Source organism: Streptomyces sp. GMY02 (assembly GCF_019056675.1).
Lineage (GTDB): Bacteria > Actinomycetota > Actinomycetes > Streptomycetales > Streptomycetaceae > Streptomyces > Streptomyces odonnellii.
Window position 1 is genome coordinate 8,303,741 of record NZ_CP077658.1, and the last position, 13,930, is coordinate 8,317,670.

The window sequence follows — 13,930 nt, forward strand, 5'->3', positions numbered from 1 at the left end:
GATGTTGGGTCAGGTGGGAAATCGGGAGTGCGGTGCGCGTGCAGCGGAGTCGGTGATCCCGTGCCCGCGTGCGGCCCGGACATCGTGGACGGCTCCGGCCACGACCGGTGCGGCCCAGCGCTCAGCGTGCCGCGCCCGCGTCGTACACCACGAGGGCGATCTGTACGCGGTTGTTGAGGTTCAGCTTGGCCAGGATGCGCGAGACATGCGTCTTGGCGGTCGGTACCGACATGTAGAGCTCTGCCGCAATTTCCGCGTTGGTCCTGCCCTGCCCCACCGCGACCGCCACTTCCCGCTCCCGGTCGCCGAGCAGCGCCAGTTGTGCCCGGGCCTGCTCGGCCCGGGTCTCGCGCCCGCCCGTACCCCTTCCCTCCGATACCTGTACCTGTGCGATCAGTTGCTGCGTCACCGCAGGCGAGAGCACCGGCTCGCCCGCCACCACCCTTCGTACCGCCGCCACGATCTCCTGGGGCGGGGTGTCCTTCAACACGAAGCCGGCCGCGCCCGCGCGCAAGGCTCGCAGCACGTGCTCGTCGGTGTTGAACGTGGTCAGCACCAGCACCTCGGGGGGATGGCGCATCTCCGGTACGGGGCTTCCCGGAGAGGCCGGGGAAGGGCGGGCGCGCAACGCCTCGGTGGCGGCGAGGCCGTCCATGCCAGGCATCCGGATGTCCATGAGCACGATGTCGGGGGAGTGTTCGGCCACCAGCGCCGCCACTTCAGCCCCGTCCGTGGCTTCGGCGACCACCTTCATGTCCGGCGCGCCTCCGAGCATCAGCCGCAACCCGGAACGCACCAGCGGGTCGTCGTCGACCAGGAGTACTCGGATCATGACGGTCACGTTAGCGGCCCACCGCCTTGGTGCCGCCCCAGGGCAGCCAGGCGCGCAGCACGAACGAGTCGCCCCGAGGGCCGTGCTCCAGCCGCCCGCCGGCCAGTTGGGCGCGTTCGCCGAGCCCGATCAGGCCCTGCCCCGCACCCGGGATCGTTGTTCCCGGGCTGCCCGGCAGCGGGTTCGTCACGGCCACCGTCAGCCCTTCCCCGGGCCGGCCCGACAGGGCGACCGTTATCCCGCTGCCGGGCGCGTGCTTACGGGCGTTTGTCAGGCCCTCCTGGACGATGCGGTATGCGGTTCGGCCGGTGGCGGCGGGGAGTGTGTCCGCGTCCTCGGCCTCCTGTTGGTACGTGACGCCCATCCCGGCCTCGCGGGACTCCGCCACCAGCCGCCCCACGTCCGCCAGCGTCGGCTGCGGCCACTCTTCGGCCCCGTCCGGGCCGGGCGTCGGCGCCCGTAGAACACCGATCACCTCGCGCAGGTCCTGGAGCGCCTGGTGCGCGCTGTCGCGGATCACCTCGGCCGCGTGCCGGATGTCCGCCGCGGAGGCGCTCGGGTTGAACTCCAGCGCTCCCGCATGCACGCTCAGCAGCGACAGCCGGTGGGCGAGGACGTCGTGCATCTCCCGGGCGATCTCCTCTCGTGCCTGCCGTCGGGCCTCGTCGGCGGCCCGGGCCGCGCGTTCCTCCAGCGACGCGACCAGCGCCCGCCGGGAGCGTACGTACAGCCCCCACCCGATGGCGCCCGCCACCAGCGCGAAATAGGTGAAGGCCGAACTGGCCGCCTCGGACGCCGTATCCGGCCCCCGCGCCATAAACACGACGAACTGCACCAGCGCGACCGCCGCCACCCAGGAGGTGACCCGCCGTCGCCGATGCACCGCAACTGTGAACAGCGCCACCAGCGTTGCTCCGGTCAGATGGTGGAAATATGTCCCGGCCAGCATCAGCACCACGGCGAGCTGCACCGGACACTGCCGCCGGAGGAACACCAACGCGCAGGCCAGCCCGCCGGCCACCTGGTCGGCGATCTGCTCGCCGCCGGACATGCTCTCGTCCAGGTGCACCGAGTCCGCCGTGACCACGGAGAAGACCACGGCGAAGAGGAAGAAGGTGATGTCGACGAACCAGTCGCGGCGATTGCGCATAGCGCCGAATCTACGTCCGCGGCGCAGCCGCCGGGTCCCGCGTACAGCCGGGGCGATACTTTCGGACTACAAGCCCGCCACCCCCGTATACCAATGACCGATACCGGCCCTGAACAGGGGTTTCTACTGTTCATGGCATGAAGGGCATACTCGGTTTCATCAGCTTCACGTTCATCGTCGGCGGCCTGCAGGGCATCGTTCACGAGGCCTTCGGCACGTGGATCCCGCTCATGGGCTTCATGAGGCACCTGTACGTCGACGGCTACGAGATCTACATCAGCATCGCGCTCATCGTCCTGGGCGTCGCCGTGGGTACCGCCGTGCAGAGGGCCCCGAAGGAGTAACAGTCGGCCAGGTGGGGCGAACTCCCTTCTAATACTCCAGCAGCGGTTCGTGTCCTGAGCTGGTGATTGTCGTTGTCCTGGTATGAAGGGGATGGCTGAAGTCGCTTGGTGGGCCGATGAGTTGGAGTCGGTGTTCGGGCGGGTTGCGGGCGGGTTCGGGCGGGCGGATCTGCGGTGGCGGATGCGGGACTATGTCCGGGGCCTGCTGGGACAGGCGGCACGCAAGAACGGCTGGCAGCTCGCGGAGTGGGCAGGTCACCGCACTCCCGACGGCTTCCAGCGGCTTTTGAACAGCAGTGTCTGGGACGCGGACGCCCTGCGCGACGACGTCCGTGCATACGTCGCTGAACGACTCGGACCGGACGGCGTACTGATCATCGACGACACCGGGTTCATCAAGAAGGGCACCACGTCGGCGGGGGTCGGTCGGCAGTACACCGGCACCTCGGGAAAGATCGACAACTGCCAGATCGGAGTGTTCGCCGCCTACGCCACCCGCTCGGGCCGGGCCCTGGTCGACCGCGAACTCTACCTGCCCAAGGCATGGACATCCGACCGGGACCGCTGCCGGGGCGCGAAGATCCCTGACGAGCGAGGGTTTGCCACCAAGGGTGAACTGGCCCGGGACATTGTCCGCCGCTGCATCGCCGCCGGCCTGCCCGCCGCCTGGGTCACCGCGGATGAGGCTTACGGACAGGACTGGCACTTCCGTCGCCTGCTCGAACAACTCGACGTCGGATACGTGGTGGCGGTGCCCAAATCCCAGCAGATCAAGTCCCTGGCCGGCATCTGGCGCATCGACCAGCTCATCAAAGAAGCGCCTGTTGATGCCTGGCAACGGCTGCCCTGCGGCCACGGGGCGAAGGGCCCGCGCGTCTACGACTGGGCCGCGGCCAGGCTGCCCGCCAACCTCGTCTTCGATGCCGATCCGCCCACCCGTCACCGCTGGGTGATGGCCCGCCGCAGCCTGTCCGACCCCGGCCGGATCGCCTACTACCTCGCCTACTCACCCGTCGGGATCGAGATCGCCGAGCTGGTCAGGATTGCCGGCTCCCGCTGGGCTGTCGAGGAGTGCTTCCAGGCTGCGAAGAACGAGTGCGGCCTCGACCAGTACGAAGTCCGCCGTTACATCGGCTGGTACCGGCACATCACCCTGGCCATGCTCGCCCACGCCGTCCTGGCCGCACTCGCAGCCCAGGCCACCACCGACGCCGCAAAGGGGGCTGCAGAAACGGATCGGCCCTCGTCCCGCTCACCGTGGCAGAGATCCGGCGGCTCCTGGACGCTCTCCTGCCCCACCCACGAGCCGACCGTGATCCCGTCACCCACACACTGAAATGGTCGGCCTGGAGAAGACACCGCCAGGCCGTCGCCCGCCACTGCCACTACCGAAAACGCAGCTCAGGACACGAACCGCTGCTGGAGTACTAAGCCCTTGTAGTTACCGGGCGGCAGTGAAGGAGAACGGTGCCATCCGCAAGAGACCGAAGCGCCGCACCGACCGGGCGGTCCGTGGCGGAACCGTTTCACCGGGCGCCGTGTCCTCCTTCACGGAAGGTGGTCCCACGCTGCGGAACCACCTGTGAAGGGGGATGACCATGGGGCACGTACGCGAGGGGGCACGGTTAGGGGCTTGGGCTGTCTACGGGGTCGTCGGCCTGGCGGTGTTGTACGTGATCGGGGTGTTCGCCTTCGGCAGCGCGGGGTGGATCAGCGCCCCGTTCCGCGGTGAGGCGGACGAGCGCGAGAACACCGTCGGTTCGGGCGAGTTCCGGCAGACCACGTACGAGGAGTTCTTCGATCTGTGCGCGGCCGTGCAGAACGCCGAAGGGACGATCCAAGCGCTCCAGGAGGAGCGGAAGGCCGCTTCGGAGACGCGCACGACGCAGATCGACCAGTCGATCACCGCGCTGAAGGCCACCCGGATCGAGTCCGTCAACGCCTACAACTCGAAGGCCGCCCAGGAGCACCGCGCGCCCTTCCGTGACAAGGATCTGCCGTACCGGCTGGACACCACCGCCGAGCACACGACGTGCACCAACTGATCCCATCTCACCCCGGGAAGAGGGCGGCACCGCATGAAGAAGTTCGTACGCATGGCCCTGGCCACCGTCGTCGCGCTCGTTGTGGGCCTGGCCCTGACGTCCTGCACCGACTCCAGCCAGGACAAGGAGAACAAGGCAAAGCAGGAGAACTACGACCGCCTCGTGGCCGAGCAGCCGGCGGGCCGCATGGAGTACTCGCCGACCCGCGAAGCGATCAACCAGTGGCTCAAGACGTGGGGGAAGCGGGGCAAACTCTCGTACGTCTACATCCAGAACGCCAACGGCGAGTACGGGTACTTCATCATGAAGGGCCTGCCGGTGCCGCGCTGCAAGATGCTCACTCCGACGGAGCGGGTGGAGTCCTCCTCCAACGGCATCGCGGTCCTCGCGCAGCCCGGCATGGACGGTACGTACTCCTCGGGTTCAACCTGCAACGCCTACTACGGTTTCGACGCCACGACGGGCGCGTACATGGAGTTCACGGTCGGCACGAACCAGTCGTTCTTCCTGTTCGACAAGCCCATGACGATGCCGGAGTACGCCAGCGCCAAGCAATTGGGGCCGACATCGGTGAAGGACGTCGAGAAGCAACCTTGAGCGGCCGGGGGCCGGTTGGAGGAGTTCCGGACCGGCTATCGCGGCGGCGGTGGGCAAGGGCCGGCGTCGGCTGTCGTACGCGGTCTGCGCAAGTACGGGTTGGAGCGGGGCGAATCCGACGACACTGATGACAGGAGAAGCTGCGGGGCCGGAGGGTCGGGGGGGATCATTACCGATGGGGACCATATTCCAGCGGCGGGCCACGGCGGACACGCCGACACTGGACCGGTACGACATCGCCCATCTCGCGGGCGGGGCAAGGCGTGTGGCGGAGACGGCGCTTGTGGGACTGCGCGGGCGGGGCGTCATCACGGTCGTCGGGCCTCGGGTGCGCGCGGCGGAGAGCCCGGACGGGCCGGCCGGGGGAGGGGCGGAACATCCCGTGGAGCAGGCCCTCCTCGCGCTCTGCCCGGAGAGCAGGAGCGTCGCCTGGGTGCTCGCCGAGGTGGCGCGCGGCGCCGAGACGGCAGCGATCGAGCGCTGGCTCGTCGCGTACGGTCTACGTACGCGCTACCGGCGCCGCCTCACCCAGGCGGGCCGGCGGAGCCTGGAGGCCGCCGTACGGGAGGCGGTCCTTCCCGCGTACGTCTTCGAGGGCCCCGCGGCCGTCCCGGACCGGCGGCTGAGCCGCGTGATCAGCGGAGCCGAACTTCCCTCCGGGCTGGGCAAGTCCCTGATCCGGCTGGGCAAAGCGCTCGATTCCGACCGCGACTCCCACCACGATTCCCACCACGGCTCCGACACGGACAGCGGCTCCGGTCACTCCGGTGGCGGTGGCGGTGGCGGTGGCGGCGGGGACTGAACCCGTACGGATCCATCCAGCTCAAACGCGCCCTGACCGGGCCCACGGCGAACAGCCGCTTCACGCCGGCCTCGCCAAGCCGGCCTCGTAAAGCTGACCCCGTCAAGCCGTACGAAATCGACAGCGCGTCCCGGCCCACCGGGCGCGGTCGGACCAGTACCCGCACCTGGGTCCCGCGGTCGATGAACGTACGGGGCTGCCGGCGGGGGAGGCCGGTGACGATGTCCGTGTCCGGCAACAGGGGGACGACGGGCCCTCGACGCTCACGGGCAGACCCTCGCCGGGGACACCGAGGCCTGCGCAGACTCGGGTTGACGTCACCGTCACCCGCCGGGGGGCTCGGCGGGATCATCCGATGTGGGGGTATCCATGTACACACGTACGCGTTCCACCCTGGCCGTCGCCACCGCCGTCACCGGCGCCCTGGCCCTGTCCGTACTCACCGTGCCCGCCGCCCAGGCCGACATCGTCTACGGCGACACCCGGATCTCCAGCGTGGTGGTCAACGGGGGCAAGCCCATCGTGCTCGGCGTCTCCGGGAGAACGCCGGTGACGGTCAAGATGACCGTCTCCGACCCGAAGGGCATCAGCGACGCCGGCGGAATCCTCTACCACGGCACGAATATCAGCCGTAACGACTGGGGTGTGATCCTTCCCATCTGCGGCAAGCACGCCGTCCCGGTCTATACGTGCACCCTGAACGACACCTTCGACGCCATCAAGAACGCGCACGCCGGAACCTGGAAGATGTGGGCCTACGCCAACGGCATGGACGGCCACTACATACAGAAGGACCCCGCCCTCACCTTCAAGGTGCTGCGCGCCACCAAGCTGACGGTCAACGCAGCGCCGGAGCCGGTGAAGAAGGGCAAGCCCATCACCGTCACCGGCTCACTGACCGTGGCCAACTGGGAGACGCACAAGGCCGTCGGATACGGAAGCCAGAAGGTGGTGCTCCAGTTCCGTAAGGCCGGAACGACCAAGTACGTCAATGTCAAGACCATCACGTCCAGCAGCAAGGGCGCGCTGAAGACCACGGTCGGCGCCTCCGCCGACGGGTACTGGCGCCTTGCCTACGCCGGTACGACGTCCACCGCCGCGGCTACGGCCGCCGCCGACTACGTCGACGTCCGGTAGCCCGAAGAAGCACGCACGCCGCAGGAACTGAGCGGTACCACCGGATCTCGCGGTGGTACCGCTTTCCGCGGACCTGGGCCGTGTACAAGGTCCACGCCGGGGCGTGGACAAGGCCCACGCCAGGCTGTTGACAAGGTCACACGCGTCCCTTCGGTCACTGGACGTCCGGCCGCATGGCGGGTGCGTTGCGCTGGGGGGCGGTCCAACTGCTGAGGAGCTGAAGGGCCTCGGCGGTGGGCGATCCGGGTTCGACGTTGTAGACGCACATGGTCTGGTCGGTGTCACCGGGTGCCTGGAAAGACTCGTAGGCGAAGTGCAGGTCGCCGACGAGGGGGTGGTGGTAGTGCTTGGTGCCGTGGGTGCGGCGCAGCACGCGGTGGTCGTTCCACCAGGTGCTGAACTCCGCCGAGTGCAGGGTGAGTTCGCCGACGAGATCGGCGAGTTGCCGGTCGTGGGGGTAACGGCCGGCTTCGAGGCGCAGCATGGCGACGGTCTCGGCGGCGATCCGTTCCCAGTCGCCGACCCGCTCGCGGGCCGCGGGGTCCAGCAGGAAGTAGCGAGCGAGGTTGCGGCGGGTTGCGGGGAGAGCGTCGAAGTCGGTCAGGATCGCGCGGGCGAGGCGGTTGGAGGCCAGGACGTCGGTGCGTCGCCCGAGGATGAAGGCGGGCACGTGGTCGAGGGTGTGGAGCATGAGGTGCAGGCCGGGGCGGACCCGCTGCGGGCTGCTGGGGGCGCGCCGTGCCGGGGTGGGGCGTGCCAGGAGGTTGACGAGGTGTTCGCGTTCCGCCGTATCGAGCCTGAGCGCTTGAGCGAGGGCTTCGAGAACCTGGGGGGACGGGTTTCCTCCACGGCCCTGTTCGAGGCGGGTGTAGTACTCGGTGCTGACTCCGGCCAGCCGGGCGACCTCGTCACGGCGCAGCCCCGGCACCCGGCGCGCACGCCCGTCGGCGGGCAGTCCTGCCATGTCCGGTGTGATTCCGGCACGGCGTGTGCGCAGGAAGTCGGCCAGTTCGCTGCTGCGGTCCATACCCCCAGTCTGAGCGTGCCGCCGGTGCCGTGCCCAGCGCTGGGTGGCCCTGTCGGTACCTGTTTCCCGAGTACCTGCCCGTGCCGGGCCCGTTTCCGGAGTACCTGCCCGTGCAGGGCCCGCTGGGAGCGGAAAAACGGGGGTGTGGCGGTGGTGTGCTGGATGCGGGGCCGGTGACAACCGGTTCCGCACTCGCTCCGTTCTCCCTCTGGAAGAGGTACACCATGCTGACGGAATCTTCTGCCACGTCTCTGACCGGCCGGGTCGCTGTGGTCACCGGCGCATCGAGCGGTATCGGTGAGGCGTCCGCCGAGCACCTGGCGGAGCTGGGCGCCACCGTGGTGGTGCTGGCACGGCGCGCGGACCGGCTGGATGATCTGGTCGCCCGGATCGAGAAGGCCGGTGGCATCGCGGTGGCCATCGCAGTGGACGTGACGGACGCTGCCGCGGTGCAGGCGGCGGCCGACCGTGTGATGGCCGACCTGGGTGGCGCGGACCTGCTGTTCAACAACGCGGGTGTCATGCTGCCCGCCCCGGTTGAGGAATGGCCGGCGGACCAGTGGCAGCACCAGATCGACCTCAATGTCACCGGGCTGATGAACGCCATCGGCGCGTTCACACCCCAGCTCGTGAAGGCCGCTGCCGAGCGCGGGGTGGCCGACCTGATCAACACCTCGTCGATCGCGGCCCAGAACATCTTCCCCAACTTCGCCGTCTACTCCGGCACCAAGGCCTACGTCACCCATCTCTCCCGCCACCTGCGCGTCGAGTTGGGTGCGAAGAACGTACGTGTGTCCGCGATCGAGCCGGGCATCGTCGGCACCGAGCTCCAGAAGCATGTCACCGACGACGGCGCGCTTCAGTGGCTGGAAGGCTCAAAGGAAACGATGGAGTGGCTCACGCCTCAGGACATCGCGCGGACCATCGGGTTCATCGCCGGCCTGCCGCCGCGGGTGAACTTTCAGCAGGTCACGATCATGCCCACCCGTCAGCTTAGCTGACCGCTGCCGTCGGGCCCCGGCCTGCCTTCCGGGCGGGCCGGCCGGGGTGTGTCTCGTACCGCGTGACGAAAACGCACGGCGTGGCGGCGGGGCCGACATGTGACGGGGCTCCCGCGCGGTGAGCCGCGGGTGCATCCGCCGCCGGGGTAGGTACCGTCGCCGGCCGGGTCTTTCCCAGCTCGCCGAAGCGGCGTCCGCAGCCGACGGCGGACGCGGGAGCTGAAGGGGGAGTCCATTCCCTTCCGCCGTTGCCCGCCGTCCGCGCCGCGTCCGGGTCGCGCAGCGGACGGCGGGCCCCTCTCCGGCCGAGTCCCCTGGGGTCGTCATAGGGTGCGGTGGTGTGGGTGTCCGGGCGACGGTGCTGAGGCACCGTGTCCGCGTGTCCGCTAACGGGAGGCTTCCTGACGATGGCTACGTACGTGTTGATTCCCGGTGCCGCGTCCAGCCCGTGGTACTGGCATCTCCTGGAGGCCGAGCTGCATGGGCTGGGCCATGATGTGGTGGCGGTGGACCTGCCGTGTGACGACGACTCGGCCGGGCTGGCCGAGTACGCCGACACCGTGGTCGACGCCATCGGTGATCGTACCGACCTGATCCTGGTGGCCCACTCCTTCGGCGGGTTCACGGCCCCACTGGTGTGCGACCGTGTGCCGGTGGACCTGCTGGTGATGCTGCAGGCGCAGATCCCGGCACCGGGTGAGACCCCGGGCCAGTGGTGGGCCAACACCGGCTACGAACAGGCCAGGCGCGAACAGGACGAACGCGATGGCAGGGACCCCGACGACGACATCGCCCTGTTCCACCATGACACCCCGCCGGAACTGGTAGCCGAGGCCGGCAAGCACACGCGTACGCAGTCGGCCACCCCGTTCATGAAGCCATGGCCGCTGGCCGCATGGCCGGACGTGCCGACAAAGTTCCTGCTGGCCCGGGACGACCGCTTCTTCCCTGCGGGGTACATGCGGCGGATCGTGCGGGAACGCCTGGGCATCACACCCGACGAAATGCCCGGCGACCACTGCCCCATGCTCGGCCACCCCACGGAACTGGCCGCCCGCCTGGAGGCCTACCGGACCGGGGCGTAACGAGTTGGCGCGTGGCAGCGACTGACCACCGGGGATGTCGTCGCTGACGGGCGGCACGATCAGGCTGCGACGATCACGGTCAGCAGATCAACGACGGACGCGCTGAACCGGCGAGTGCGCTGCACCGGATGACATGGCCTTCGCGGAGTCCCCGCCGTACGTCCGTTCCGTTGTCCGACGGCGAGAGAGCTGGGCCGGTGCTTGATGAGCCGCCGGGGTCGGTTCGGTGTCAGGTGGTCGCGGGCAGCGCGGCGTCGACGGCGGCCTGGACGGCCTTGGTCATGGCTGCCCGGTGCCGGACGAGCCGTGCGGTCTCGTCGGCACCAGTCGGGTTGCGGATCTCCGGCGCCGTGGTGGCCCAGGCCTGGGCGGCTACGACGACGAGCATCAGGATGTCCATTCCGGCCTCGGCGTTGACGCCGTGGGCTTCGGCGATCTCGGCGGCCTTGGTGACGTGCGCTTCCCGCTCCAGGTGTGAGGCGCCGGGGCGTTCCAGTGCCTTCCACTGGGTGAGGCGCAGCAGCCCGGGGTCGGCGGTCAGCGCGTCGAGCAGGGCCCCGGTGTAGCCGGGCAGGTCGGCGGGGGTGAAGGGCACCATGTCCGCGAGGACCGTCAACCGGTCGGCGAGTACGGCGTCGAACAGCGCGTCCTTGGAGCCGTAGTAGGCGTAAATGGCCTGCTTGTTCGCGGACGCGGCGGCGGCGATGCGGTCCACGCGCGCTCCGGCGAGCCCGACGCGTACGAACTCGTCGAAGGCGGCGTCGAGCAGCCGGGCGCGGGTGGCGGCGGAGTCGTATCCCATCCCGCAAGAGTAAACCAACCAGGCAGTTGCATTCTTAAGCGGGAGCCACGATAAATCCAACTGGATGGTTTGACGATGGCGAGGCGGCGGCGTACGGTCGCATCGCAACCAACTAGTTGGATTAAGGAGTGGTCGTGGCAGCACAGACGTGGTTTGTCACCGGCGCGTCGGCCGGCATCGGGCGGACGGTCGTCGAGCAACTGCTGGAGGCGGGGCACCGTGTCGCCGCCACAGCGCGCAAGCCCGAGGTCCTGGACGACCTGCGGAAGCAGTACCCGGAGCTGCTGTGGACGGCAGCTCTGGACGTCACCGACACCGCCGCGCTCCGTGAGGTCGTCGGGCGCGCGTTCACGGAGCTGGGCCGGGTGAACGTGGTGTTTTCCAACGCCGGACGCGGCGCGGTCGGCGCGGCCGAGGAACTGTCGGACGAGGCGATCGACGAGCAGATCGCGCTGAACATGACCGCGCCGATCCAGCTCTTCCGTGCGGTCGTCCTGCATCTGCGCGCCCAGGGCGGCGGACGGTTCATCCAGACCTCCACCATGGGCGCCCATATCTCCGGCCCGGGCGCCAGCATGTACCACGCCTCGAAGTGGGGTGTGGAGGGCTTCCTGGAGTCCGTCGTCGACGAGGTGGCCCCGTTCGGCATCGGCGTCACCATGATCGAGCCGGGCGTGATCCGCACCGGATTCGGCGCTTCCTTGAGCGTCGCCGAGCCGCTGCCGGTCTACGCGGACACCCCGGTCGGACAGGTGCACCAGGCCGTCCGGGCCGTCGGCAACCTTACCGCTCAGGCTCCCGGCGACCCGGTCAAGGTGGCGGCTGCCATCATCGACTCCGCCACCACCGAGCCCGCGCCGCGCCGCGTCGCCCTGGGCAGCGACGCCCACGCGGCCATCCGGGCGGCGCTCACCGGGCGTCTCGAAGAGGTCGACGCCGGCGAGGCGCTTGCCCGGTCCATCGACTTTCCCGCGTAGTCCCTGTTCGGCGGATCTGCCCGGGCCCGCGACGCCGCAGTGACACCAGCCGCCGCCGCGGCAGGCGGCACCTCGCCGCGCTGTCGGGGTGGTCCGCGTACGACCGAGCCATGCACAACGCCGGTCCTCCGCCTTACGACTCGCCCCCGTGGCCTGAACGGCACAGGAGGGGCTCCCTCCGTCGGACGCCGCTGTCTGATCCACGAAGATCCGCCGGATAGGACCTGAACGAGCCACGGGCCCGCCGAACCTGATCGGCGTGGTACGGGCATGCCCCGCCGATCCGTCCCCCGCCGATCCGTCACCGGCCGGGAGGCTCGCGCCGTACCGGGAGGCTCGCGACAGATCGGCCCCTCTCCGTCGGCCACCGGTCGACGACTTCCGTGGCTGACGACTCCCGTAGCACGGTCCCCAAACACAGTGAGGAAACACCCATGTCCCAGGTTGTCGCCATCTTCGGCGCCGGCAGCGGTCTCGGTACCGCACTCGGCCGCCGCTTCGGCAAGGAAGGCTTTCGTGTCGCGCTGATCGCCCGCCGAGCCGAGCGGCTCCAGGCCATCGTCGAAGCGCTCGCCGCGGAAGGCGTCGAGGCAGCTGCCTTCCCGGCCGACCTGTCCGACCCGGCCAACGCCCGCCCGGTCGTCGATGCCATCCGCGAGCGTTTCGGCCGCATCGACGTCGTCTCGTACCAGCCACTGCCCGGCGGTACCGCCTTCATCCCCGCCGCCGAGCTGGACGCCGCCCGCTTGGCGCCGCTGGTCAACCTGTTCCTGCTCACCCCCGTAGAGATCGCCCACGCCGTTCTGCCGGAGATGACCGAACGCGGCAACGGCGGCTTCATCGTCACCGGCGGATTCACCGCCGCCGACCCGCGGCCGCACATCAGCGGCATCGGCCCGGCCATGTCGGCCATCCGCAACTTCGTCCACTCCCTGCACGGCGAGGTCGCCGACGTCGGCGTCTACGCGGGCGTCTCCACCCTGGCCGCACTGATCAAGAACAGCGAGTCCTACGCGGCGATGTCACCCGAGGACCTGGCCGCAGTCACGGGTGGCGTCACCGGCCTGCACGTCCTCGACGCCGACGAGCTCGCCGAGACGTACTGGCAGCTTTACACCAAGCGCGACCGGACCGAGTACCGCTTCCCCGAGATCAACGCCTGACCGCCCCGCCCGTCCGCAGCAACCATCACACTTCCGTGGGAGCAATCATGACGAACACCCGTAACGACCTGGTGGCGGTGGTGACCGGCGCCGGCCGCGGCATCGGCCAGGACCTCGCCCTGCGCCTCGCCGTCGACGGCGCTTCCGTCGCCGTCAACGACCGCACTGACGTCGGCGAGACCGTCGACCTGATCGAGAAGGCCGGAGGCAGGGCCATCGGCGTCGTGGCCGACGTGTCCACCGAGGACGGCGTGGAACTGCTGCGCGCCAAGTCGACCGAGGCATTCGGTACGGTCAACGTCGTCGTCAACAACGCCGGCCTCATGCCGGGCGCAGGCATCCTGGACGTCACCGTCGAGGAGTGGGACCGCGTCCAGGCGACCAATGTCCGCGGCAGCTTCCTGGTCAGCCGCGCCTTCGTGCCCGGCATGAAGGAACAGGGCTGGGGCCGCATCGTGGAGATCAGCTCCACCTCCTTCTTCATGCCCATGGCCGGCATGCTCGCGTACATCACCTCCAAGGGCGCCATGATCGCCTTCGGCCGCGCACTGTCCGCCGAGGCCGGTGACTGGGGCATCACCGTCAACACGATCGCCTCCGGTGCCGTGGTCACGCCCGGCACGCAGGAAGAGGGCTGGGCCGACCGCTTCCCCGGCATAGCCGCCAGCGCCCAGGCCCTCAAGCGCGTAGGCCGCGGCAGCGACGTCGCCGGCGCCCTGGCCTTCCTCGTCTCCGACGACGCGTCCCACATGACCGGCCAGACCCTCGTCGTCGACGGCGGCATGGCCCACGTGTGACCACCCTGCTCATGCCCGGCCCTGAGGCCGCATGGCCAGCGGCCCCGGGCCGGGCATGAGCATGAGAGGGACCAACTTTCACGAGGGCACGGCGGCCGCCTGAACCCGCTGCGGGCAGTTGAGGCAGCCCGTCCCGTGTACACCTCTTTGACCACTGGCTGGAGCACGACC

General features: G+C 69.4%; 15 protein-coding genes and 1 pseudogene. 11 read left to right on the top strand and 5 right to left on the bottom strand.

Annotation, left to right across the window (positions count from 1 at the left end):
• Window positions 1–33: 33 nt before the first annotated feature.
• From KQY30_RS34920 to KQY30_RS34930, 3 genes and pseudogenes are all read right to left on the bottom strand, one after another.
• Window positions 34–117: pseudogene (locus KQY30_RS34920) on the bottom strand (IS5/IS1182 family transposase); the annotation flags it as partial.
• 4 nt (window positions 118–121) lie between these two features.
• A complete protein-coding gene (locus KQY30_RS34925; RefSeq protein WP_217310489.1) occupies window positions 122–832 on the bottom strand; it encodes a response regulator transcription factor in 711 nt (236 codons plus the stop codon).
• A 10-nt stretch (window positions 833–842) separates the two neighbouring features.
• Window positions 843–1,982 carry a sensor histidine kinase gene (locus tag KQY30_RS34930; protein ID WP_217310490.1) on the bottom strand — a complete coding sequence of 380 codons (1,140 nt, stop codon included), beginning with the start codon at window positions 1,980–1,982 and terminating at the stop codon, window positions 843–845.
• 137 nt (window positions 1,983–2,119) lie between these two features.
• On the opposite strand from KQY30_RS34930, the gene KQY30_RS34935 reads away from it, so the two are divergent.
• From KQY30_RS34935 to KQY30_RS34960, 6 genes are all read left to right on the top strand, one after another.
• Window positions 2,120–2,326: a hypothetical protein gene (locus tag KQY30_RS34935; protein ID WP_217310491.1), complete on the top strand. Its 207-nt coding sequence runs from the start codon at window positions 2,120–2,122 to the stop codon at window positions 2,324–2,326.
• Window positions 2,327–2,408: 82 nt separating this feature from the next.
• Window positions 2,409–3,662, top strand: a complete 1,254-nt coding sequence (locus KQY30_RS34940; protein ID WP_217307746.1) for an IS701 family transposase — start codon at window positions 2,409–2,411, stop codon at window positions 3,660–3,662.
• A gap of 256 nt (window positions 3,663–3,918) precedes the next feature.
• A complete protein-coding gene (locus tag KQY30_RS34945) occupies window positions 3,919–4,371 on the top strand; it encodes a hypothetical protein (protein ID WP_217310492.1) in 453 nt (150 codons plus the stop codon).
• A 33-nt stretch (window positions 4,372–4,404) separates the two neighbouring features.
• A complete protein-coding gene (locus tag KQY30_RS34950) occupies window positions 4,405–4,968 on the top strand; it encodes a hypothetical protein (RefSeq protein ID WP_217310493.1) in 564 nt (187 codons plus the stop codon).
• Window positions 4,969–5,143: 175 nt separating this feature from the next.
• On the top strand, window positions 5,144–5,770 hold the full coding sequence (locus KQY30_RS34955) for a TIGR04222 domain-containing membrane protein (protein ID WP_217310494.1): 627 nt from the start codon (window positions 5,144–5,146) through the stop codon (window positions 5,768–5,770).
• Between the two features lie 369 nt (window positions 5,771–6,139).
• Window positions 6,140–6,907, top strand: coding sequence for a calcium-binding protein (locus KQY30_RS34960; RefSeq protein ID WP_217310495.1), 768 nt, complete (start codon window positions 6,140–6,142; stop codon window positions 6,905–6,907).
• A gap of 154 nt (window positions 6,908–7,061) precedes the next feature.
• On the opposite strand, the gene KQY30_RS34965 is transcribed toward KQY30_RS34960, so the two are convergent.
• Window positions 7,062–7,934 (bottom strand): helix-turn-helix transcriptional regulator, encoded by an 873-nt coding sequence (locus tag KQY30_RS34965; protein ID WP_217310496.1) that lies wholly within the window; start codon window positions 7,932–7,934, stop codon window positions 7,062–7,064.
• 224 nt (window positions 7,935–8,158) lie between these two features.
• On the opposite strand from KQY30_RS34965, the gene KQY30_RS34970 reads away from it, so the two are divergent.
• The gene (locus tag KQY30_RS34970) at window positions 8,159–8,935 is read left to right on the top strand and encodes an SDR family oxidoreductase (protein ID WP_217310497.1); all 777 of its coding nucleotides are present in this window, start codon (window positions 8,159–8,161) and stop codon (window positions 8,933–8,935) included.
• Window positions 8,936–9,342: 407 nt separating this feature from the next.
• Window positions 9,343–10,020, top strand: a complete 678-nt coding sequence (locus tag KQY30_RS34975; RefSeq protein WP_217310498.1) for an alpha/beta hydrolase — start codon at window positions 9,343–9,345, stop codon at window positions 10,018–10,020.
• 229 nt (window positions 10,021–10,249) lie between these two features.
• On the opposite strand, the gene KQY30_RS34980 is transcribed toward KQY30_RS34975, so the two are convergent.
• Window positions 10,250–10,822: a TetR family transcriptional regulator gene (locus KQY30_RS34980; protein WP_217310499.1), complete on the bottom strand. Its 573-nt coding sequence runs from the start codon at window positions 10,820–10,822 to the stop codon at window positions 10,250–10,252.
• Window positions 10,823–10,956: 134 nt separating this feature from the next.
• Here KQY30_RS34980 and KQY30_RS34985 point away from each other — a divergent pair, with 134 nt between their 5' ends.
• The 3 genes from KQY30_RS34985 to KQY30_RS34995 all read left to right on the top strand — a co-directional run bounded on the left by KQY30_RS34985 (window position 10,957) and on the right by KQY30_RS34995 (window position 13,759).
• Window positions 10,957–11,799 (top strand): SDR family oxidoreductase, encoded by an 843-nt coding sequence (locus KQY30_RS34985; RefSeq protein WP_254407476.1) that lies wholly within the window; start codon window positions 10,957–10,959, stop codon window positions 11,797–11,799.
• Between the two features lie 434 nt (window positions 11,800–12,233).
• Entirely contained in the window at window positions 12,234–12,962 is a 729-nt protein-coding gene (locus KQY30_RS34990; RefSeq protein ID WP_217310501.1) for an SDR family oxidoreductase, read from the top strand.
• A gap of 47 nt (window positions 12,963–13,009) precedes the next feature.
• Window positions 13,010–13,759 (top strand): SDR family NAD(P)-dependent oxidoreductase, encoded by a 750-nt coding sequence (locus tag KQY30_RS34995; RefSeq protein WP_217310502.1) that lies wholly within the window; start codon window positions 13,010–13,012, stop codon window positions 13,757–13,759.
• Window positions 13,760–13,930 lie beyond the last annotated feature (171 nt).